The organism is Goodfellowiella coeruleoviolacea (genome assembly GCF_024171785.1).
Taxonomy (GTDB): Bacteria; Actinomycetota; Actinomycetes; order Mycobacteriales; family Pseudonocardiaceae; genus Goodfellowiella; species Goodfellowiella coeruleoviolacea.
In genome coordinates, this window is record NZ_JAMTCK010000006.1 from 92488 (window position 1) to 111423 (window position 18936).

Genomic DNA, 18936 nt, shown 5'->3' on the forward strand with positions numbered 1-18936 from the left:
TGTGGACAACTCGGGGGTTTCGGCCATACCTCGGTTGACAACGCCGTCCTCGGTTGCCAACGCCGTCCTCGGTTGACGACCCGGCCCCCGCTGGCGGCTAGCGCAGGCGCACCTCGGCGAGCATGGCCGCGACCAGCACCGCCAGCAGCGTCCCCAACTGGGCCAGACCACTACCGGCCGCGCCGACCACCGTGGTGGCCAACGCCAGCAGCGGAGCCGCCACCCGGACCACCGTCGGCCGCAGCCCCAGGATCCACCGCAGCAGCAGGTTCCCCAGCAGGTACAGCGCGGCACCGCCACCCACGGCCAGGGCAGCCGACAGGTACAGGTGCTCACCGGGGTGCGCCACCGCCTTCTTCACCCCGGCGGCGAACACGATCAGGCCGGCGAGCAGCAGCAGGAACGTGTGGCCGTAGCCGGTGAGGGCCGCCCAGGAGCGCTGACGGGGCTCGATGCGCGCCATGCCCTCCTCGAAGCGGTGGTTGTCAGTGAAGTAGAACCACCACAGCGCCGCGAGCACACCCAGGGCCAGCACCGACACACTGACCAGACCGAGGTCGACGGGCAGATCGGTGGCGCCCACCCCGATGGCGATGACGGTCTCCCCCAGGGCGATGATCAACACCAGCCCGTGCCGCTCCACGAAGTGTCCTGGCGCGACGGTGAATCCGGCCGCCCGATGCACCAGCGGATGCAGCCACAGCACCAGCGGGGCGGCGACCCACAACACCCAGTGGAGCGGGCCGTCCACCAGGGCGGCGGCCACGATGAGCAGGGCGGCGGCCAGGTTCCACGGTGCCAACTGGAGCAGGCCGCGCCAGACCGTGGTCGTCCCGTTGGCCAGGAACAGCGCGATGTGCACCAGGGTGACCACCAGGTAGGCCAGCCCGAACGCCAGCCCGCTGTCCCCGAACGCGCCCGGCACGGCCAGCGCGGCGACCAGGAAACCGGCCATGCCCAGCACGAGCAGCGCCTGGCTGCGCGCCCGCACCGGCGGCACCGCGTTGGTGGACCACGCGTACCCGCCGTACATCCACCACAGCACGGCCAGCAGCAGCGTCATCCTGGCCAGGCCGACCAGGTCGAACTGGTCGACCAGCACCGTGTTCAGCCAGCCCACGGTGTAGACGAACACCAGGTCGAAGAACAGCTCGATGGTGCTGACGCCGGTGTTGGCCGGGTCGCGGGTCGCCGAGCGCGCGGGGGTGGCGCTCGCCCGCTGGGTGGAGACGTCCATCAGTGTTGCCTGACGCCCCTCAGCTGGGGAAGTCGGCCGCGACCGTGGCGGCCAGTTCCAGCAGCGCCAGCCTGGTCTCCGGGGCGAGCTGGTCCAGCTCGATCTCCGCGCCCTCCTCCAGGTGCGGGTCGAACGGGATCCGGCACACCGCCCGGCAGCGCGCGCCGAAGTGCGCGGCCAGCTTGGTCAAGTCCACTTTGCCCGCGGTCGGCCGCACCGAGTTGATCACCGCGACCGACTTGGCCACCAGGTCTCGGTAGCCGTGCGCGTCCAGCCAGTCCAGGGTGGCCGCGGCGCTCTGCGCGCCGTCCACCGATCCGGACGAGACGATCACCAGCGAGTCGGCCAGGTCCAGCACGCCGCGCATGGCCGAGTGCATCAGCCCGGTGCCGCAGTCGGTCAGCACGATGTTGTAGAAGTGCTCCAGCAGCGCGACGGTCTTGCGGTAGTCCTCCTCGCTGAACGCCTCGGACACCGCCGGGTCCTGCTCGCTGGCCAGCACCTCCAACCGGCTGGGGCCCAGCGAGGTGTAGGACCGGACGTCGCTGTACTTGGTGATCCGGTTGGCGTCGCGCAGCAGGTGCCGCACGGTGGCCGTGGTCTCCCGGGGGATCTTCATGCTCAGCGTGCCCCGGTCGGGGTTGGCGTCCACCGCGATCACCCGGTCACCGCGCAGCGACGAGAACGTCGAGCCCAGGGTCGTGGTGGTCGTGGTCTTGCCGACCCCGCCCTTGAGGCTGAGCATGGCGATCTTGTAGCACCCGCGCAGCGGCTGGTTGATCCGCATGATCAGCTCGCGCCGGCGCAGGTCGCCCGGGCTCTCGCCGAGGTTGACCATGCCGCCGCTGACCTTGTAGAGGGTGCGCCGCCACCCGGACTGCGGTGGCCGCTTGGCCTGCTTGATCAGCCGCTGCGAGGTGACCTCCTGCGCGGAGGTGTTCCGGCCCTGCTGCGGCGCCGGCTGCTGCTGCGGCGCGTACTGCGGCTGCTGCGGGTACTGCTGCGGGCCGCCGCCGGGCACCGGCCCACCCGGGTAGCCGGCCCCGTACACCTGCTGGTGCGGTCCGGACGGCGCCGGGTCCACGTGGTACCCGCCCGCGCCCGGATCCGCCGAGTACGGACCGGACGGTCCACCGCCGACCGAGTACGGGCCGGACTGGCCGCCACCGACCGAGTAGGGACCGGACGCGCCACCGCTCACCGCGTACGGGTCGGCCGGCTGCGGTGTGCCGCTGACCGAGTAGGGGCCCGACGCCCCGCCGCCCACCGAGTACGGGCCGGACGCGCCACCGCTCACCGGTTCCATGTGGATGGTGGGCGGATCCTGGTGGCGTCCGGCGGCGTCCGGTGTGGCCGCCCCGGTCTCCACCGGGTACGGCCCGGACTGGCTGGGGTTGGCGCTCTGGCCGGGCACACCGTGGCTGTGCGAGTCCGCCCCGCCGGACGGCTGCCACGACACGTTGTGCCGCCGCTCAGGCTCCTCGTAGCGACCAGTCACCGCTGGGGTCCTCCCTGAGCAGACGCGGATCGATCGAGACCTCCCCGACCACGGCCGACGGTAGTCATCCTAGGCGGCGGGGTCGATCCGGGGTGGCCATATCACGAAGGCTTTCGCCGGGCCTTTCCCCGCCGTTACCGAAATCCCCGACGGCGGTGCGGCGTCACACCCCCGCGTAGGAGTGCAGGCCGGTGGTCACCAGGTTGACGAAGAACAGGTTGAACACGGTCATGGCGAATCCGACCACGTTGATCCAGGCGGCGCGGTTGCCCCGCCAGCCGGCGGTGGCGCGCGCGTGCAGGTAGGCCGCGTACACCACCCAGGCGACGAACGCGACGATCTCCTTGGGGTCCCAGCCCCAGAACCGGCCCCACGCGGACTCGGCCCAGATCGCGCCGCAGAAGATGCCGAAGGTGTACACCGGGAAGGCGATGATCGTGGTGCGGTAGGCCAGCCGGTCGAGCAGGTCGGCCTCGGGCAGCCGGGCGGCCAGCTTCACGAACCGGCCCGGGTCGCGCTCGTTGGCCTTCCTGGCCAGGTACAGCAGGCTGGCCACGCCCGGCACCAGCAGCACACCGGACCCGCTGGCCGCGGCGGACACGTGCACCACCAGCCAGTAGGACTGCAGCGAGGGCTGCACCGGCGCGGCCGTGGTGTAGAGGGCGGTGCCGCCGATGAACATCAGCACCACCACGGGCAGCAGCGTGAACGCGCTCAGCCGGCGGATCGGGAACTTGCGCATCAGCGCCAGCCAGGTGCCCACGGCCACGAAGCAGACCACGGACATGTACTCGTACATGTTGCCCCAGGGCGCCCGGCCGGCGGCGAATCCGCGCAACACGATCGAGCCCAGGTGCAGCAGCGCGCCGAGCACGATCAACGCCGCGCCCATCCGGCCGAACCGCTCGGGCCGGGAGCGCTGCGGCGTGCTCACGACGCCGGGGGTGATGCGGGGCCGGTCCTGATCGGACTGATCGGACTGATCGGTCTGGTCGGCCTGGACGACACTGCTGCCGCCGGCGCCGGCGCCGACCAGCGCGGCGGCCCTGGCGGTCCGCCCGGCCGCGGCGGCGCGCGCCGTCCGGCCGAACGCCTGCTCGACGAGCAGGAAGATCATGGCGAGCAGGTAGACGGCGACCGCGCTGCCGTAGGACCAGTCGCTGAACGTCGAGAGCGATTCGTCGACCGGCATCAGCTCTCCCTTCCGGCCCGCGCCGCGCGCAGCAGCTCGTCGGCCACCTTGGTGAATTCCTCGCCGTAGCCAGCCTGGTCGGTGCGGGCGAGGCCACCGACCTCGACCACGGTACGACCCGACCCGCCCGATCCGCCGGCCGGGGTGACGCGCACCCAGATCCGGCGGCGCTTGACGACCAGGGACGTGACCAGCCCCAGCAGCATCAGCACCGCGAACACCAGCACCCAGTTCTGCGTGGGGTCGTGGGACACCTGCAGCGACACCCACTGCTCGACGTTGTCGAAGCGGACCCGGGTGCCGTCGTCGAGGGTGATCTCCTCGCCCAGCGCCAGGTTCTTCCTGGCCACCTTCTGCAGCCGGCCACTGTCCACCATGGACTGGTCAATGGAGTAGATGGACTGGCCGCGGCCGGAGTCGCTGCCCAGGTCGCCCCGGTAGATGTCCACGGCGACGGCCGGGTCGCGCAGTTCCGGGAACGAGGAGCTGAGCACGGTGCCGTCGTAGACGGCGGTGGGCGCGAACAGGCCGGTGATGGCGAGTTGGGACTTGCGCCGCTGCTCGGGGTCTGGCGTGTCGGGCGGGTCGAACTTGGTCGCGCCGCTGGAGAGCAGGGTGATCGGGTCGGCCTGCTCCCACTGGATCACGTTGCTGCGCTGGGTGCCGTCCGGGTAGGTGACGGTGAACCGGGGGGCGTAGCCGTGGCTGAGCAGGTAGACCCGGTCCCCGGCGGTGCGCAGCGGCGAGTTGACCCGCAGGTCGTAGGGCCGCCAGGTGCCGGTGCTCAGGTCCGCCCCGGCCTGGTACTGGATGTCGGCCTGGTAGCTGGTGGGCTGGCCGGTGGGCAGGTACTGGGCGGTGAAGCCGTTCACCTTGACGCAGAACGGGCTGAGCTGGGTGCCGTCCACGCTCAGGCCGGGCACGAAGTAGTCGTAGTTGGCCACGCCCGAGTTGCAGAACTCGCTGTTCTCGCCGCCGTTGGCGAGCACGATCACGTGGCCCTCGTACTTGTAGATGCCGCCGAGCGCGAAGGCCACCAGGATGCCGAGCAGTCCGAAGTGGAACACCAGGTTGCCGGTCTCGCGCAGGAAGCCGCGCTCGGCGCTGATGCTGCGGGCCCCGTCCTCCTCGGTGTGCTCGGCCACGCGCCAGCCGCGCAGCCGCGTCCTGGCCGCGGTCAGCACCGCGTCCGCCGAGGCGTCCACAGTGGACTGCCGGTGGTGCGGGAGCCGGGCGAGGTTGCGCGGGGTGAGCACCGGCTTGGCCCGCAACTGCCTGGCGTACTCCACGGTGCGCGGCAGCAGGCAGCCGATCAGCGAGGTGAACAGCAGGATGTAGATGGCGGAGAACCAGACGCTGGAGTAGACGTCGTAGAACTGCAGCCGGTCCAGCAGTCGGCCCCACCAGCCGTGGTCGGCGATGTACTGGTCGGTCTTGGCCGAGTTGAGCGAGCGCTGCGGCAGCAGCGCGCCCGGCATGGCGCCCAGGGCGAGCAGGAACAGCAGGGTGAGCGCGGTGCGCATGGCGGTCAGGCCGCGCCAGGTGTTGCGCAGGAAGGCGAGCAGCGCGCCGAACCGGGACGGGCTGTGCTGGGCGCTCGGTCGCGTGCTCTGGTCGGTGCTCATCTACAGCGGTACCCCCACGCCGTTGATCAGGGCGGTTTGCAGCCAGCGGACGAGCATCCCCCACACGCCGGTGACCAGCAGCGTGCCGACCACCAGCAGCAGGACCCCGCCGAAGATCTGCATGCCGCGCACGTGCGCGCGCAGCCAGCCGGTGACCCGCAGCGCCCACCGGGAGCCGAGGGCGATCAGCACGAACGGCAGGCCGAGGCCCAGGCAGTAGGCCAGGGCCAGCACCAGGCCGCGCAGCGCGGCCGGGCCGATCTCGGTGCCGGCGGCCAGGGACATCACCCCGGACAGGGTGGGGCCCAGGCAGGGTGTCCAGCCCAGGCCGAAGACCGCGCCGAGCAGGGGCGCGCCCACCAGGCCGGCCCTGGGCACCCGGTGCATCCGCAGGTCGCGCTGGAACACCGGGATCAGCCCGATGAAGACCAGGCCCATGGCGATGGTGACCACCCCGCCGACGCGCTGGAGCAGCGGGGTGTTGAGGTACAGCACGTCGGTCAGGCCGAGCACGCCGACCGTGCCGGCGACGAAGACCGCGGTGAACCCGAGCACGAACAGCCCGGCCGCGCCGGCCACCCGGCCCCGGCCGGTGCCGCGCCGCCGCTCCGCGGTGCTGACGGCGGGGGCCTCGGCGCCCACCAGGCCGGCCAGGTAGGCGAGGTAACCGGGGACCAGCGGCATCACGCAGGGGGACGCGAAGGAGACCGTCCCTGCGAGTAACGCCAATCCGGTGGCCAGCAGCAGCGGCCCCGAGATGGCGTACTGGGTGATGGGGTCCACGGGTACTGAGGGTAGGTACCGCGTTCGGGCGGGCGAGCACCGGCATACCCCAGGAGCGCCGTGGCTCACAACCCGCGACCGCCCTGAGCCGGCGCGGCGGGGTGCCACACACATACCACCCGATCAGCCCGCAGCCGGTGATTTCGCGTTCGCAACCGCGCGAGTCGACTGTGCAAACCCCGCGAGTCGGGCGTTCAGCGTGCGCGAGTCGGGCGTTCGGCGTGCGCGAGTCGGGCGTTCCAGCAGGCCCGTTCGGGTGACCGGCGCGCGGGGCGGCCCGCTTGCACCCCCCAAGCGGGGTGACAAACACTGACATCTGTCATGCGAGGCAGGAGGAGAGGAGCACCACATGGAGACGCGTCGTCTTGGCGCCACCGGGCCGGAGGTGCCCGCGCTGGGCCTGGGCTGCATGGGCATGTCGGACCTGTACGGGCCGGCGGACGAGCAGGAGGGCATCGCCACCGTCCGCGCCGCGCTGGACGCCGGCGTCACCCTGCTCGACACCGGCGACTTCTACGGGATGGGCCACAACGAGCTGCTGATCCGCGAGGCGCTGCGCGGCCGGGACCGGGAGCGGGTGGTGCTCAGCGTGAAGTTCGGGGCGCTGCGCGGCCCGGACGGCGAGTGGCTGGGGCAGGACGGGCGGCCGGCGGCGGTGCGCAACGCCCTCGCCTACACGCTGCGCCGGCTGGGCACCGACCACGTGGACATCTACCGGCCGGCGCGGCTGGACCCGGCCGTGCCGATCGAGGACACCGTGGGCGCCATCGCCGACCTGGTGCGGGCCGGGTACGTGCGGCACATCGGCCTGTCCGAGGTGGACGCGGCGTCCGTGCGCCGCGCCAACGCCGTCCACCCCGTCGTCGACCTGCAGATCGAGTACTCGCTGCTGACCAGGGACATCGAGGCGGAGATCCTGCCGACCTGCCGGGAGCTGGGCGTCGGCATCACCGCCTACGGCGTGCTGTCCCGGGGCCTGCTGTCCGGGCACTGGTCACCGGAGCGGCGCCTGACCGAGGGCGACTACCGCGGCATCACCCCGCGTTTCCAGGGCGAGAACCTCGCGCGCAACCTGGAGCTGGTCGAGTCGCTGCGCGGCATCGCCGAGGCACGCGGCGCCACCACCGCCCAGGTGGCGATCGCCTGGGTGCTGTCCCGGGGCGAGGACATCGTGCCGCTGGTGGGCGCGCGCCGCCGGGACCGGCTGGCCGAGTCGCTGGCAGCCGCCGACCTGCGGCTGGCCCCGGAGGAGCTGGCCGCGATCGAGCGGGCGGTGCCGGCCGGCGCCGCCGCGGGCGCGCGCTACCCGCAGGACGCCTAGCCGTCGCCGGTTCCCCCGGGCGGAGCGGCGGTGACCAGCGTGGTCTGCTCGGACCAGGCCACCAGCAGCCGCAGCGCGGTCTGCGCGGGTGAGCCCTCGGCCACGGTGTGCGCGATCAGCGCCTGGTCCGGGTCGTCCGGGAAGCGCAGCGTCTCGTAGCCCAGCTCCAGCTCGCCGACCACCGGGTGCCGGTAGCGGTAGCGGCCGTGGGTCTTGTCCTTGACCTGGTGTTCCGCCCACACCTCGCGGAACTCCGGGCTGGCCGAGGACAGCTCGGCGACCAGGGTCGCGGTGCTCGGATCGCCCGGGTGGCGGCCGGCGTCCAGCCGCAGGTAGGCCACCACGTCACTGGCCTTGCCGCGCCAGTCCGCGTACAGCGCGCGCATGCCCTCGTCCAGGAACACCAGCCGGGCCAGGTTGCGCTCGCGCGGCGGCAGCGCGCCGAAGTCCGTGATCAGCGCGGCGGCCAGCCGGTTCCAGGCCAGCACGTCGGTGTTGCGGCCGACGATGTAGGCGGGCACCTCGCCGACCGAGTCCAGCAGCCGGCGCAGCCCGGGCCGCACCCGCTGCGGCTCGGGCGCGCTGTCCGCGCGGTCCGGGCCCGGCCACGGGCGGGCCAGCCGGTACAGGTGCTGGCGCTCGGCGTCGGACAGGCGCAGCGCGCGGGCCACCGCGTCCAGCACCGCCGCGGAGAAGTGCAGGGTGCGGCCCTGTTCCAGGCGCACGTAGTGGTCGACGCTCACGCCGGCCAGCCGGGCCAGCTCCTCGCGGCGCAGCCCGGGAACCCGCCGGGCCCCGCCGTAGTCGGGCAGCCCCAGCTCCTCCGGCCGCAGCCGGGCCCGCCGGGACCTGAGGAACTCGCCCAGTTCGGCGCGTCGATCCAGTGCCATGCGCCCAGTATCCGTGGCCGCTGACCGGCCCTGCCTGGTCATGCCGTGCCCAGGCACGCGCTGGCACTGGGTGGACCGGTCGCCCGCCGGCAGGGTTGTGCTCACCGAACGAACCACCCACTCGGCAGGAGCAACGAGAATGACCACGACGAACCTGACCACCCGGCAGCTGGGCACCACCGGCATGGCGATCTCCACCACCGGGCTGGGTGCCTGGGCCATGGGCGGCAGCGACTGGCAGTACGCCTGGGGTCCGCAGGACGACGCCGACTCGATAGCCACCATCCGGCACGCGGTCGCGGCCGGCGTGAACTGGATCGACACCGCCGCCGCCTACGGGCTGGGCCACTCCGAGGAGGTGGTCGGCAAGGCCGTCGCCGGCCTGCCCGAGGCGGACCGCCCCTACCTGTTCACCAAGCTCGGCCTGGTCTGGGCGGACCCGAACCAGCGGAACGTGCCGCCGCGCAAGCTGATGAGCCCGGCCAGTGTGCGGCGGGAGCTGGAGGACTCGCTGCGCCGGCTGGGCGTGGACCACATCGACCTGTACCAGGTGCACTACCCCGGTGACGGCCAGCTGCTGATCTGGGGCGGCGAGGACACCGCGCCGCCGGTGGGCGCCACCCCGCTGGAGGAGTACTGGCAGACCATGGCCGACCTGAAGCGGGCGGGCAAGGTGCGCGCCATCGGCCTGTCCAACCACGGGGTGGCCGAGCTGGAGCGGGCCGAGCGGGTCGCCCACGTGGACGCCATCCAGCCGCCGTTCTCCGCGCTGGACCGCGGCGCCGCCGCCGAGATCGCCTGGAGTGCCGCGCACGACACCGGGGTGATCGTCTACCAGCCCATGCAGTCCGGCCTGCTCACCGGCGCCGTGGACGCGGCACGGGTGGCCGCGCTGCCGGCGGGCGACTGGCGGCGCGGCCACCCCGACTTCACCACGAACCTGGCGCGCAACCTGGTGGTCACCGACGCGCTGCGCGCGGTGGCGCGCCGGCACGACACCACCGTGCCGGCCGTGGCGGTCGCCTGGACGCTGGCCTGGCCCGGCGTGACCGGCGCGATCGTCGGCGCCCGCCACCCGGGGCAGGTCGACGGCTGGACGCCGGGCGCCGGCCTGGTGCTGACCGACGCCGACCTGGCCGACATCGCCGCCGCCATCACCACCTCCGGCGCGGGCACCGGCCCGACCCGCCCCTGACCCGTTCGTCACCCACCCCGACCAGCGAGGAGACCGCCATGTCCTTGACCGTCATCGCCGAGTGCCTGGCCACCCCGGGCCAGGAGGACCGGCTGCGCACCGCCCTGGAGGCGATGATCGAGCCGTCCCTGGACGAGCCCGGCTGCCTGGCCTACCGCCCCTACGCCGACCCCAACCAGCCGGCCCGGATGGTGGTGGTGGAGCGGTGGACCGGCGCCGCCGCCCTGGCCGACCACTTCGCCACCCCGCACTTCGCCCACGTCAGCGAGGTGTTGGCGGGCATCCTGGCCGAGCCGATGACCATCCAGAAGCTCGTCGCGGCTCCCCCCGAGCAGTGAGGAACCGAACCGTGCGGAACCGAACCGCGCGGAACCGGGCAGCGCGGGGTCCGGCATTACCCGGCGGGTAATCGACAGCTGGCCGACCGGCCAGCAGGATTGCGGCAACACGGCGGCCACCAGCGACAACGCGGTGGTCGCCGCCCCACTCGGCACGCCCGTCAGGAGGAACCATGACCGCCTACGTGATCGCGCACCTGCAGCAGGGGGAGCCGCACCCGGAGGTGTTCGAGTACATGGAGCGCGTCCAGGGCACCTTCGCCCCGTTCGGCGGCCGGTTCATCGTGCACGGCGGCGCCACCCCGCACGTGTGGGAGGGGACGTGGACCGGGGACCTGGTGATGGTCGCCTTCCCGGACATGGCCGCGGCCCGCGCCTGGTACGACTCGCCGGCCTACCAGGAGATCAAGCCACTGCGCACCCGGCACCTCCCCGGCTCGCTCATCCTGCTCGACGGGGTCGGTCCGGACTACGACGCCGCGGCCACGGCCGCCGCCATGCGCGCGCGGCACGCCGCTGCCGCCGCGGACCGGTAGGGCGCGGCGCGCCCGACCCGGGGCCGTGTGGTCGGATAGCGGGTGAACCAGTAGTCAGCAGGAAAGCAGGACCACATGGCAGCCGAGCTGCAGATCGAGGACATCAAGGTCGGCGAGGGCGCCGAGGCCAAGTCCGGCGACACCGTGCGCGTGCACTACGTGGGCACGCTCACCGACGGCAAGAAGTTCGACTCGTCCCGCGACCGCGGCGAGGCGTTCGAGTTCCCGCTCGGTGCCGGTCACGTGATCAAGGGCTGGGACCAGGGCGTGGCCGGGATGCGCGTGGGCGGCCTGCGCAAGCTGACCGTGCCGTCCCACCTCGGCTACGGCGACCGCGGTTTCCCCGGCGTGATCCCGGGTGGCGCCACCCTGGTCTTCGAGGTGGAGCTGCTCGGCGTCGGCTGAGCGCGACCCGCGGAACATCCCGGTGGGGTCGGCGGTGCCGGTCCCACCGGACCCGCCACCAGCGGTTCCGGTCAGAACCGGTACTCGGGCAGGGCGGCGTCCTTGGCCAGGGAGTTGCTGCTGGCGATCAGCGCCCACCTGCCCAGCCGGGATGACAGCACGGTGTTGCGCAGCCGCAGCCGGGTGGCGGTGGGCGGCGCGAGGAACTGGCCGGGGTTGGCCCCGCGCTGCCACCGGCCGGCGTAGCCGCGCATGCGCCGCTCGTAGGCGGCGAACGCGGTGCGGTGCGCGCCCCGAGCGGCGGCGAGCTCACCGGCCAGCACGTACGCGCCGACAATCCCCGTGCCCACGCCCATGCCGCCGAGGGTGACGCCCCACGCGGCGTCGCCGAGCAGGGCGACCCGGCCACTGGTCCAGGCCGGCGCGGTGACCCGGCTGATCGAGTCGAAGTACAGCTCGTCGGCCTCGCGCAGGGTGGCCAGCAGGTGCGGCACGTGCCAGCCCATGCCCTGGCAGGCGTCGGCGACCAGCTTCTTCTGCTGGTCGATGTCGTGCCAGTCGTAGTCCAGTCGCGGTGCGGCGAACACGACCTGCGTGCCGGCCCGCCCTGGGGTGCGCTGGTCAGCGGCGACGCTGGCCATCCGGCCCGGCTCGGTGTACACCCGGGCCGTGGCGGTGGCGCGCAACCGCTGGTCGTCGGGCAGGTCCCAGCCGGCCAGGTAGAACCCGAGGTGCTGGACGAACCGCGCCTCCGGGCCGAAGACCAGGCGGCGCACGGTGGAGTGCATCCCGTCCGCGCCGATCACCAGGTCGACCGTGCGGGAGGCGGACCTGGCGAAGTCCACCCGCACGCCGTCGGCCTGCTCGCGCAGCCCGGTGACGGTGTCGCCGAACAGGTACTCGGCCCGGTCGGCGCTGTGCTCGTGCAGCACCCGGGACAGGTCGCGGCGGTGCACCTCGATGTCGCCGCCGGCGAACTCGGCGGGCAGCCCGAAGATCTCCCGGTCGTGCTCGTCCACGAAGCTCATGGCGCCGCCGCGGGTCTGCAGGCCGCGCAGTTCGTCGAGCACGCCCATCCTGGCCAGCACGCCCAGGTGGGTGGGGCCGCGGAAGTCCACGGCGAACCCGCTGGTGCGCGGCGCGGGCGCGACCTCGACCACGGTGGTCTCGGCGCCGTAGCGGGTCAGCCAGCAGGCCAGGGCCGGTCCGGCCACGCCAGCACCGGAGATCAGGACGCGGACGCCGTGCAGTGGGGAAGTGCTCATCGATGCCTGCCTCGGGGCGAGAGGGGTGCGAACCGGACCGAAACTGTGTCCGACGGATACGGTGTACCATAGACACAGTTCCGTGGTTTCGACAAGACCCCAGGTCAGCGTCAAGTCAGGAGGTCAGATGGCGACCAGCGGCGACAGTCAGGCGAACGCCGTGGCACTGCTCTGGGAGCAGCCGGGCGCCCCGCGCCGCGGTCCTCGTCCCACGTTGACCCTGGACGCGATCGCGCGCGCCGGCATCGCGATCGCCGACGCCGACGGGCTGGCCGCGGTCACCATGCAGCGGGTGGCCGCCGCACTGGACGTCACCAAGATGGCGCTGTACCGGTACGTGCCGGGCAAGGACGAACTGGTCGCGCTGATGACCGACACCGCCCTCGGCGAGCCGCCCCGCCCCGGCGAGTTCTCCCCCGGCGACTGGCGCGCCCAACTGGACGGGCTGGCCCACTGGCTGTTCGAGCAGTTCTGGGCGCACCCGTGGGCACTGGAGGCCACGGTCGGTGCCAGGGCCATCGGTCCCAACGAACTCACCTGGCTGGAGCACGTGGTGGCCGCGCTCGCCGGCAGCGGCCTGCGCGGCGGCGAAGTGCTCGACGTGGCCGCCACCCTGGCCGGCCACGTGCGCACCGTCGCCCAGCAGGGCCGGGCCCTGGCCGGTGACGGCGGTGCCGAACAGCACCTGGGGCTGGCCTACACCGCACTGGTGTCCGGCCGCGAGGACCGGTTCCCGGCGCTGGCGGCGCTGCTGGCCGACGCGACCGAGCACGCCGACGGGCAGGACCAGGCCCTCGACTTCGGGCTGAACCGCATCCTGGACGGCATCGCCCTGCTCATCGACGCCCGCACCCAGCAGCCGCCCGCCCAACAGGGCTGATCAGCGGCCCGACGCTCAGCACAACCTGCCGGAGAACCGGGGCGGTCGCACCACCAGCGGCTTGGTCAACTCGGGCGCGAGCCGGCAGCAACCGGGGGCCGGCATCGGCAGGTGCGGCGCGCGCAGGTCTCCCGGCGGGGCGAGCTGGAACACCGCCCGCAGCGCCCACAGCGTGGCGCTGCCGTACCACCAGACCACCTGCTCGGGCCGGAACACGTCGGTGTGCTCGTCGGTGGGCGTGCGGAAGGCGATGGTCAGCCACTCGCCCCGGATCAACACCACGTCCGCGCACTCCGAGCACGGGTACTGGTACACCGCCCCGATCGCCCTGGGCTGCTCCCTGCCGCCGAAGTAGTAGAGCGTCCACTTCCGCGACACCAGCAGCGCCAGTTCCTCGTCAACATCGCGCGAGTCCATCGATCGCCACCCCTCTCATCGGGATCACCACCGACAATAGAAGGGGTATGTACCCCGTTAAATAACACGATTGGGTACATCGGCCCTGGTGATGGCCATCGCTACGCTCACGCCATGCCAGGGACACCAACACGCTGGAAGAAGCGACTCGGCGCGTACCTGGAGCACCTGCGCACCCGCGCGGGCAGGTCGACGGCGGAGGCGGGCAAGCTGATCGGTGTCGCCGGGCCGACCATCAGCCGCTACGAGACTGGGCACGTCCGTCCAAAGCGGACATCCGTCGAGCAGTTGCTGAAGTTCTACGGGGCGACCGACGACGAAGCCGCCGAAGCCCTGGCCCTGTGGGATGACGCCGGCACCACGACAACCCGCGTCCGGCTACCCGTGGACGCCTCCAACGACCTCAGATCCCTGGTCCGCGCCGAGCGAGAGGCGGAACTCATCCGGACCCTGGCGCCATCGATCGTGCCCGGTCTCCTACAAACCGAGGGTTACATCCGAGCGTTGAACGCTGCCGCTCACCTGTTCCTCCACCCGGCGGCGAAGGTGGACGGGTACGTGACCGCACGGCTGGCTCGCCAGAAGATCCTCATGAGCCCCGCCGCACCACGACTCCACGTCCTCATGGACGAAGCAGCCGTCCGGCGCGTGGTCGGCGGCCCAGACGTCATGCGAGAACAACTTGGCCACCTGCTGGCCATGGGAGCCCGTTCCAACATCACGATCCAGGTCATTCCCTACGCTGCGGGTGCCTACGGGACCATGTCGGGTCCGTGTCTGATCATCAACTACCCCGATCCTCAGGACCCGCCTGGCGTCTATCTCGAATACATGGCAGGTGGACGCTGGGTGGAGAACCAGGTCGACCTTTCGCGCATCATCTCCATGTTCGCCGAGATCAGCGCGGCAGCTCTGCCATCAGGAGCCTCGGCGGACCTGATCCTCGACCAACTGAAACAACTGGAGGGGCACCGATGACCGAAAACAGGTGGCGCACGAGCAGCTACAGCGGTGGCGGCGCCAACGAGTGCGTGGAACTCGACCGGCGGCCGGAGCGCACCGCGATCCGGGACAGCAAGAACCCGGGCGCCGGCACATTACTCTTCCCCGACACCGCGTTCCACGCGTTCCTGTCCGCCCTTAAGGCGGGCCTGCCCAGTCCGCTCCGCTGAACGCCGGCCAGGTTCTCGCTCGCCCCGCCTCGATCACCCGAACGGCCCTGCCTGAGCTGTCAACTCGCGGGGTTTGCAAAGTCAACTCGCGCGGGAGGGGTGGGGAACGCTAGTGACCGGGGGCTGGGCGGTGGCCCCTGCCCCTCGGCCGCTCGGGCATGGCGCGGGTGTCGCGGGGCGGCAGGATGGGTTCCTGGCTCTCGGGCTGGCCGGCCGCGATGCGCTGGCCCCTGGCCAGTTCCGCGTCGAGTTCGGCGCCGAGCAGGATGGCGATGTTGGTGATCCACAGCCAGACCAGGAACACGATCACGCCGGCCAGTGACCCGTAGGTCTTGTTGTAGGAGCCGAAGTTGGCCGCGTAGAAGGCGAACCCGGCCGACGCCAGCACCCAGACCACGAGGGCCAGCACACTGCCCGGGCTCAGCCAGCGGAAACCCGGGTGCCGGACGTTGGGCGCGGCCCAGTACAGCAGCGCGAACGCCAGGCTGATCAGGATCGCGATCACCGGCCACTTGGCGATCTGCCACACCAGCACGGCGGTGGAGCCCAGGCCGAGCAGGTCGCCGAGCCGGTGCGCGATCGAGCCGGTGGCGACCACGCCCACCGTGCACAGCGCCAGCAGCACCACCAGCACCAGGGTGAGCACCACCCGCAGCGGCACGGTCTTCCAGACCGGGCGGCCCTCCTCGGTGTCGTAGACCGCGTTGGCCGCCCGGCTGAACGCGCCGACGTAGCCCGAGGCCGTCCACAGCGCGCCGAGCAGGCCGATGATGGCCAGCGGCCCGGCCAGCCCCTGCGAGCGCTGCAACTCCTGGAGGGCGTTGACCAGGATCTGCTTGCCCTGGCCGGGCACCATCTGGTTGATGTTGTCGATCAGGGTCTGGGTGGCCGACTGCCCGAGCATGCCCAGCACGGCGGTGAGCACGAGCAGGCCCGGGAACACCGACAGCACCGCGTAGTAGGTCAGGGCGGCGGCCCAGTCGGTCAGGTTGTCCCGCTTGAACTCCCGCACGGTGCGTTTGAGCACCAGCCACCAGGAGCGCTTGGACAGTTCCGTCGGTCCCTCGGGTGCCGCCACCCGCACCACCTCCCGCACGCACGTTCCGGCACGCCCGGGGTACCCGGTGGCGCGGGTGTCACACCAGCGCGGTGTCGTCGCCCGCTCAGGACTCGGCGGCGATCTCCTTGACCACCGGCTCCAGGTCGCTGGCCAGCAGCCCGGTCAGGAAGACCGCGGCCACCCGGTGCTGGCGGTCCAGGACGATGGTGGACGGCACGGCGTTGCGCGGGTAGCCGTTCAGCGCCAGCAGCGACCGGCCGGACGGGTCGAAGATCGACGGGTAGGTCAGGTTGTTGTTGCGCACGAAGTCCTCGGCCGCGCTGCGGGTGTCCTTCAGGTCGATGCCGAGGAAGGCCACGCCCGAGTCCTTGGTGTTGGTGTAGACCTGCTCCAGCTCGCTGGCCTCGGCCCGGCACGGCGGGCACCAGGTGCCCCACACGTTGATCACCACGACCTGGTTGGCGAAGTCCGAGACCTTGATCTGCTTGCCCGCCTCCAGCAGGCTCTCCCCGGTCAGGTCGGGCGAGGCCTGCCGGTCGGCCACGGCGTAGCGGATCGTGGTCTGCCCGCCCGGCGCCACGAAGGTGAACTCGTTGTTCGTGGCCACGGCGTCGTCCCCGGTGGAGCAGCCGACCAGGGCCAGCAGCACCGCGGCGAGCAGGCCGGCGAGCACGCGACCGCGTCGCACCCCCCCGGGCCGGGCTGGGCTGGCGGGGCTGGCACTCATGCGCCGGTCACCTTCGGGTCGGTGGCGCCGGCCGGTTCGGTGTAGACCAGCCGCACTAGCCGCTCGTCCTCGAACACCAGGCTGGTCAGCGAGGCCAGCGAGCACTCCCGCCGCCGGGGGTCGTGCCACATCCGCCGGCCCTCCAGGAACCGCCGCAGCGTCCAGATCGGCAGCTGGTGGGACACGCACACCGCCTCCCGGCCGGTGGCCGCCTGCCTGGCCCGGTGCACCGCGCCGAGCATCCGGTGGGCGATCATCAGGTACGGCTCGCCCCAGGACGGCAGGAACGGGTTGCGCAGCTTGGGCCAGTGCGCCGGCGAGCGCAGCGCGCCGTCGCCGACCGACACCCGCTGGCCCTCGAACTGGTTGTCCGCCTCGATCAGCCGCTCGTCGGTGGCCAGGTCGAGCCGGTGCGAGTCGGCGATGGGCAGGGCGGTCTGCTGGGCCCGCTCCAGCGGGGAGGCGACCACGTGCGCGATGTTGTGGTCGGCCAGATGCTGGGCGACCGTTAACGCCTGCCGCTCGCCCCGCTCGGACAGCTTGAACCCGGGCAGCCGGCCGTACAGGATGCCCTCGGGGTTGTGCACCTCACCGTGCCGCAGCAGGTGAACCACGGTCCTGGTCACTCAACGTCCTCCGAAACCGCGTAGCCGCCGGTCGGGTCGGGTGGCGGCACGGCCGCGGCGGCGGCAGCGGCGGCCGCGGGCAGCGCGCTGGCGATGCGGTCGAACGTCTCCTCGTCCATGGCGGCGTTGACGAACCACGCCTCGAACGCGCTCGGCGGCCCGTACACGCCGCGCTCAAGCAGCGCGTGGAAGAACGGCGGGAACCGCCAGGTCTGGCTGGCCTGCGCACCGGTGAAGTCGCGCACCGGGGTGTCGGTGAAGAACACGCTGACCAGGTTGCCGGCGTACTGCACCCGGTGCGGCACGCCCGCCGCGGTGAGCGCGTCGGTGAACAGCGCGCCCAGCCGGGTGGCGTTGCGGTCCAGCGCCCGGTACACGTCGGTGTCGGCGGCGCGCAGCGTGGCCAGGCCGGCGGCCACCGCCACCGGGTTCCCGGACAGGGTGCCGGCCTGGTAGACCGGCCCGGCCGGGGCCAGCTTGGCCATGATCTCGGCGCGGCCGCCGAACGCCGCCGCGGGCAGCCCGCCGGACATGACCTTGCCGAACGTGTACAGGTCGCCGGCGACCCGGTCCAGCCCGTACCAGCCGGCGGAGGAAACCCGGAACCCGGTCAGCACCTCGTCGATGATCAGCAGGGCGCCGTGGGCGTGGCACAGCTCGCGCAGGGCGGCGTTGAAACCCTCGACCGGGGCGACCGCGCCCATGTTGCAGGCGGCGCCCTCGGTGATCACGCAGGCGATGTCCTCCGGGTCGGCGGCGAAGGCGGCGCGCACCGCGTCCAGGTCGTTGTAGGGCAGCACGATGGTGTCGGCGGCCTGCGCGCCGGTCACGCCCGGCGAGGTGGGCAGGCCGAAGGTGGCCACGCCGGAGCCGGCCTGGGCCAGCAGCGCGTCCACGTGCCCGTGGTAGCAGCCGGCGAACTTGATCACCCGGCGGCGGCCGGTGTAGCCGCGGGCCAGCCGGACGGCGCTCATGGTGGCCTCGGTGCCGGAGTTGACCAGCCGCACCTGCTCGACCGGCTCGACCCGGTTGATGATCTCCTCGGCCAGCTCGATCTCACCCCGGGTGGGCGTGCCGAAGGACAGCCCGCCGCCGGCGGCCTCGCGCACGGCCGCGACCACGTCCGGGTGGGCGTGCCCGAGGATCATCGGGCCCCACGAGCTGACCAGGTCCACGTACCGGTTGCCGTCGGCGTCCCACAGGTAGGGGCCCTGCCCCCGGACCATGAAGCGGGGGGTGCCGCCCACCGCGTGGAAGGCTCGCACCGGGGAGTTCACCCCGCCCGGAGTGGTCCGGACCGCGCGTTCGAACAGGGCCTTCGACTCGGCCACGTGTGCCGGCTCCGCGTTGGCTGTCACGACTGCCAGTCTCACATGTCGGGTCGGCGTGGCCGACCGGGGTCACCCGGCGCTGCCCCGCAGGGCCAGCAGCAGCTGGCGCAGCGCGTCCAGCACGAGCACGGCCGCCACCGTGACCAGGCCGATGGCCGTGGCCAGCCAGTTGCCGAAGTAGCGGGTGGCGACCAGGGGCGCGGCACCGTCGAAGGGGAACTCGTAGCGGACGATCCCCTGGCGCCAGCACCACACCGCGGCCAGCACGAGCAGCACGGCCAGCAGCACCTCGACCCCGGCCACCACCGCCCGCACCGGCTGGTGCAGCCGCGCGCCGCGGCGCCCGGCCGGCGCCCCGGAGCCAACCTCGGGTGGCTGGGTGGTCCGCTGCGGTTCAGTCACGGTTGGCTAGCGTCTCACAGGCCGCTGACCCACCCG

The 18936-nt window shown here is 72.5% G+C and carries 21 protein-coding genes; 8 read left to right on the forward strand and 13 right to left on the reverse strand.

The window, feature by feature from the left end:
• Nucleotides 1-97 precede the first annotated feature (97 nt).
• From LX83_RS14230 to LX83_RS14250, 5 genes are all read right to left on the reverse strand, one after another.
• Nucleotides 98-1237: a low temperature requirement protein A gene (locus LX83_RS14230; RefSeq protein ID WP_253771365.1), complete on the reverse strand. Its 1140-nt coding sequence runs from the start codon at nt 1235-1237 to the stop codon at nt 98-100.
• A gap of 19 nt (nt 1238-1256) precedes the next feature.
• Complete coding sequence (locus LX83_RS14235) at nt 1257-2735, reverse strand: MinD/ParA family ATP-binding protein (RefSeq protein ID WP_407649561.1); 1479 nt, start codon at nt 2733-2735, stop codon at nt 1257-1259.
• 163 nt (nt 2736-2898) lie between these two features.
• Nucleotides 2899-3927 (reverse strand): c-type cytochrome biogenesis protein CcsB, encoded by a 1029-nt coding sequence (gene ccsB / locus LX83_RS14240; protein WP_253771367.1) that lies wholly within the window; start codon nt 3925-3927, stop codon nt 2899-2901.
• Nucleotides 3927-5552 (reverse strand): cytochrome c biogenesis protein ResB, encoded by a 1626-nt coding sequence (gene resB / locus LX83_RS14245; protein WP_253771369.1) that lies wholly within the window; start codon nt 5550-5552, stop codon nt 3927-3929. The genes ccsB and resB overlap by 1 nt, the downstream gene beginning before the upstream one ends.
• Nucleotides 5553-6335 (reverse strand): cytochrome c biogenesis CcdA family protein, encoded by a 783-nt coding sequence (locus tag LX83_RS14250; protein ID WP_253771371.1) that lies wholly within the window; start codon nt 6333-6335, stop codon nt 5553-5555. It lies immediately after the preceding gene.
• 349 nt (nt 6336-6684) lie between these two features.
• Between LX83_RS14250 and LX83_RS14255 the strand changes: the two genes are divergently transcribed.
• Nucleotides 6685-7656, forward strand: coding sequence for an aldo/keto reductase (locus LX83_RS14255; protein WP_253771373.1), 972 nt, complete (start codon nt 6685-6687; stop codon nt 7654-7656).
• Here LX83_RS14255 and LX83_RS14260 read toward each other — a convergent pair.
• On the reverse strand, nt 7653-8546 hold the full coding sequence (locus LX83_RS14260) for a helix-turn-helix transcriptional regulator (protein ID WP_253771375.1): 894 nt from the start codon (nt 8544-8546) through the stop codon (nt 7653-7655). The two genes, LX83_RS14255 and LX83_RS14260, sit on opposite strands and share 4 nt — an antisense overlap.
• Before the next feature lie 139 nt (nt 8547-8685).
• Between LX83_RS14260 and LX83_RS14265 the strand changes: the two genes are divergently transcribed.
• The 4 genes from LX83_RS14265 (at nt 8686) to LX83_RS14280 (ending at nt 11020) form a co-directional block, all read left to right on the forward strand.
• The gene (locus LX83_RS14265) at nt 8686-9741 is read left to right on the forward strand and encodes an aldo/keto reductase (RefSeq protein WP_253771377.1); all 1056 of its coding nucleotides are present in this window, start codon (nt 8686-8688) and stop codon (nt 9739-9741) included.
• Between the two features lie 38 nt (nt 9742-9779).
• Entirely contained in the window at nt 9780-10079 is a 300-nt protein-coding gene (locus tag LX83_RS14270; RefSeq protein ID WP_253771379.1) for a putative quinol monooxygenase, read from the forward strand.
• 173 nt (nt 10080-10252) lie between these two features.
• Entirely contained in the window at nt 10253-10615 is a 363-nt protein-coding gene (locus tag LX83_RS14275) for a DUF1330 domain-containing protein (protein ID WP_253771381.1), read from the forward strand.
• Between the two features lie 75 nt (nt 10616-10690).
• Nucleotides 10691-11020, forward strand: coding sequence for an FKBP-type peptidyl-prolyl cis-trans isomerase (locus tag LX83_RS14280; RefSeq protein ID WP_253771383.1), 330 nt, complete (start codon nt 10691-10693; stop codon nt 11018-11020).
• 71 nt (nt 11021-11091) lie between these two features.
• Here the strand turns inward: LX83_RS14280 and LX83_RS14285 are convergent, their stop codons facing one another.
• Complete coding sequence (locus LX83_RS14285) at nt 11092-12285, reverse strand: FAD-dependent monooxygenase (protein WP_253771385.1); 1194 nt, start codon at nt 12283-12285, stop codon at nt 11092-11094.
• Nucleotides 12286-12412: 127 nt separating this feature from the next.
• On the opposite strand from LX83_RS14285, the gene LX83_RS14290 reads away from it, so the two are divergent.
• Nucleotides 12413-13165, forward strand: a complete 753-nt coding sequence (locus LX83_RS14290; RefSeq protein WP_253771387.1) for a TetR/AcrR family transcriptional regulator — start codon at nt 12413-12415, stop codon at nt 13163-13165.
• A gap of 15 nt (nt 13166-13180) precedes the next feature.
• Here LX83_RS14290 and LX83_RS14295 read toward each other — a convergent pair whose 3' ends face one another.
• Nucleotides 13181-13582, reverse strand: a complete 402-nt coding sequence (locus LX83_RS14295; protein ID WP_253771390.1) for a hypothetical protein — start codon at nt 13580-13582, stop codon at nt 13181-13183.
• A 114-nt stretch (nt 13583-13696) separates the two neighbouring features.
• On the opposite strand from LX83_RS14295, the gene LX83_RS14300 reads away from it, so the two are divergent.
• Together LX83_RS14300 and LX83_RS14305 are read left to right on the forward strand one after the other, a co-directional pair.
• Nucleotides 13697-14560, forward strand: a complete 864-nt coding sequence (locus LX83_RS14300) for a helix-turn-helix domain-containing protein (protein WP_253771392.1) — start codon at nt 13697-13699, stop codon at nt 14558-14560.
• Nucleotides 14557-14754 carry a DUF397 domain-containing protein gene (locus LX83_RS14305; RefSeq protein WP_253771394.1) on the forward strand — a complete coding sequence of 66 codons (198 nt, stop codon included), beginning with the start codon at nt 14557-14559 and terminating at the stop codon, nt 14752-14754. The genes LX83_RS14300 and LX83_RS14305 overlap by 4 nt, the downstream gene beginning before the upstream one ends.
• Before the next feature lie 109 nt (nt 14755-14863).
• Here LX83_RS14305 and LX83_RS14310 read toward each other — a convergent pair whose 3' ends face one another.
• The 5 genes from LX83_RS14310 to LX83_RS14330 all read right to left on the reverse strand — a co-directional run bounded on the left by LX83_RS14310 (nt 14864) and on the right by LX83_RS14330 (nt 18900).
• Nucleotides 14864-15832, reverse strand: a complete 969-nt coding sequence (locus LX83_RS14310; protein WP_253771396.1) for a YihY/virulence factor BrkB family protein — start codon at nt 15830-15832, stop codon at nt 14864-14866.
• A gap of 85 nt (nt 15833-15917) precedes the next feature.
• Nucleotides 15918-16541: a TlpA family protein disulfide reductase gene (locus LX83_RS14315; RefSeq protein ID WP_253771398.1), complete on the reverse strand. Its 624-nt coding sequence runs from the start codon at nt 16539-16541 to the stop codon at nt 15918-15920.
• Entirely contained in the window at nt 16538-17167 is a 630-nt protein-coding gene (locus LX83_RS14320) for a histidine phosphatase family protein (protein ID WP_253771401.1), read from the reverse strand. The genes LX83_RS14315 and LX83_RS14320 overlap by 4 nt, the downstream gene beginning before the upstream one ends.
• Nucleotides 17164-18525, reverse strand: a complete 1362-nt coding sequence (gene hemL, locus LX83_RS14325) for a glutamate-1-semialdehyde 2,1-aminomutase (protein WP_253771403.1) — start codon at nt 18523-18525, stop codon at nt 17164-17166. The genes LX83_RS14320 and hemL overlap by 4 nt, the downstream gene beginning before the upstream one ends.
• A gap of 42 nt (nt 18526-18567) precedes the next feature.
• Nucleotides 18568-18900: a hypothetical protein gene (locus LX83_RS14330; RefSeq protein ID WP_253771406.1), complete on the reverse strand. Its 333-nt coding sequence runs from the start codon at nt 18898-18900 to the stop codon at nt 18568-18570.
• Between the last annotated feature and the right edge of the window lie 36 nt (nt 18901-18936).

Coding starts and splice junctions, on each gene's coding strand:
- LX83_RS14230 (WP_253771365.1), bottom strand. CDS start 1,237: ATGGACGTCTCCACCCAGCGGGCGAGCGCCACCCCCGCGCGCTCGGCG.
- ccsB (WP_253771367.1), bottom strand. CDS start 3,927: ATGCCGGTCGACGAATCGCTCTCGACGTTCAGCGACTGGTCCTACGGC.
- resB (WP_253771369.1), bottom strand. CDS start 5,552: ATGAGCACCGACCAGAGCACGCGACCGAGCGCCCAGCACAGCCCGTCC.
- LX83_RS14255 (WP_253771373.1), top strand. CDS start 6,685: ATGGAGACGCGTCGTCTTGGCGCCACCGGGCCGGAGGTGCCCGCGCTG.
- LX83_RS14260 (WP_253771375.1), bottom strand. CDS start 8,546: ATGGCACTGGATCGACGCGCCGAACTGGGCGAGTTCCTCAGGTCCCGG.
- LX83_RS14265 (WP_253771377.1), top strand. CDS start 8,686: ATGACCACGACGAACCTGACCACCCGGCAGCTGGGCACCACCGGCATG.
- LX83_RS14270 (WP_253771379.1), top strand. CDS start 9,780: ATGTCCTTGACCGTCATCGCCGAGTGCCTGGCCACCCCGGGCCAGGAG.
- LX83_RS14275 (WP_253771381.1), top strand. CDS start 10,253: ATGACCGCCTACGTGATCGCGCACCTGCAGCAGGGGGAGCCGCACCCG.
- LX83_RS14280 (WP_253771383.1), top strand. CDS start 10,691: ATGGCAGCCGAGCTGCAGATCGAGGACATCAAGGTCGGCGAGGGCGCC.
- LX83_RS14285 (WP_253771385.1), bottom strand. CDS start 12,285: ATGAGCACTTCCCCACTGCACGGCGTCCGCGTCCTGATCTCCGGTGCT.
- LX83_RS14290 (WP_253771387.1), top strand. CDS start 12,413: ATGGCGACCAGCGGCGACAGTCAGGCGAACGCCGTGGCACTGCTCTGG.
- LX83_RS14295 (WP_253771390.1), bottom strand. CDS start 13,582: ATGGACTCGCGCGATGTTGACGAGGAACTGGCGCTGCTGGTGTCGCGG.
- LX83_RS14300 (WP_253771392.1), top strand. CDS start 13,697: ATGCCAGGGACACCAACACGCTGGAAGAAGCGACTCGGCGCGTACCTG.
- LX83_RS14305 (WP_253771394.1), top strand. CDS start 14,557: ATGACCGAAAACAGGTGGCGCACGAGCAGCTACAGCGGTGGCGGCGCC.
- LX83_RS14315 (WP_253771398.1), bottom strand. CDS start 16,541: ATGAGTGCCAGCCCCGCCAGCCCAGCCCGGCCCGGGGGGGTGCGACGC.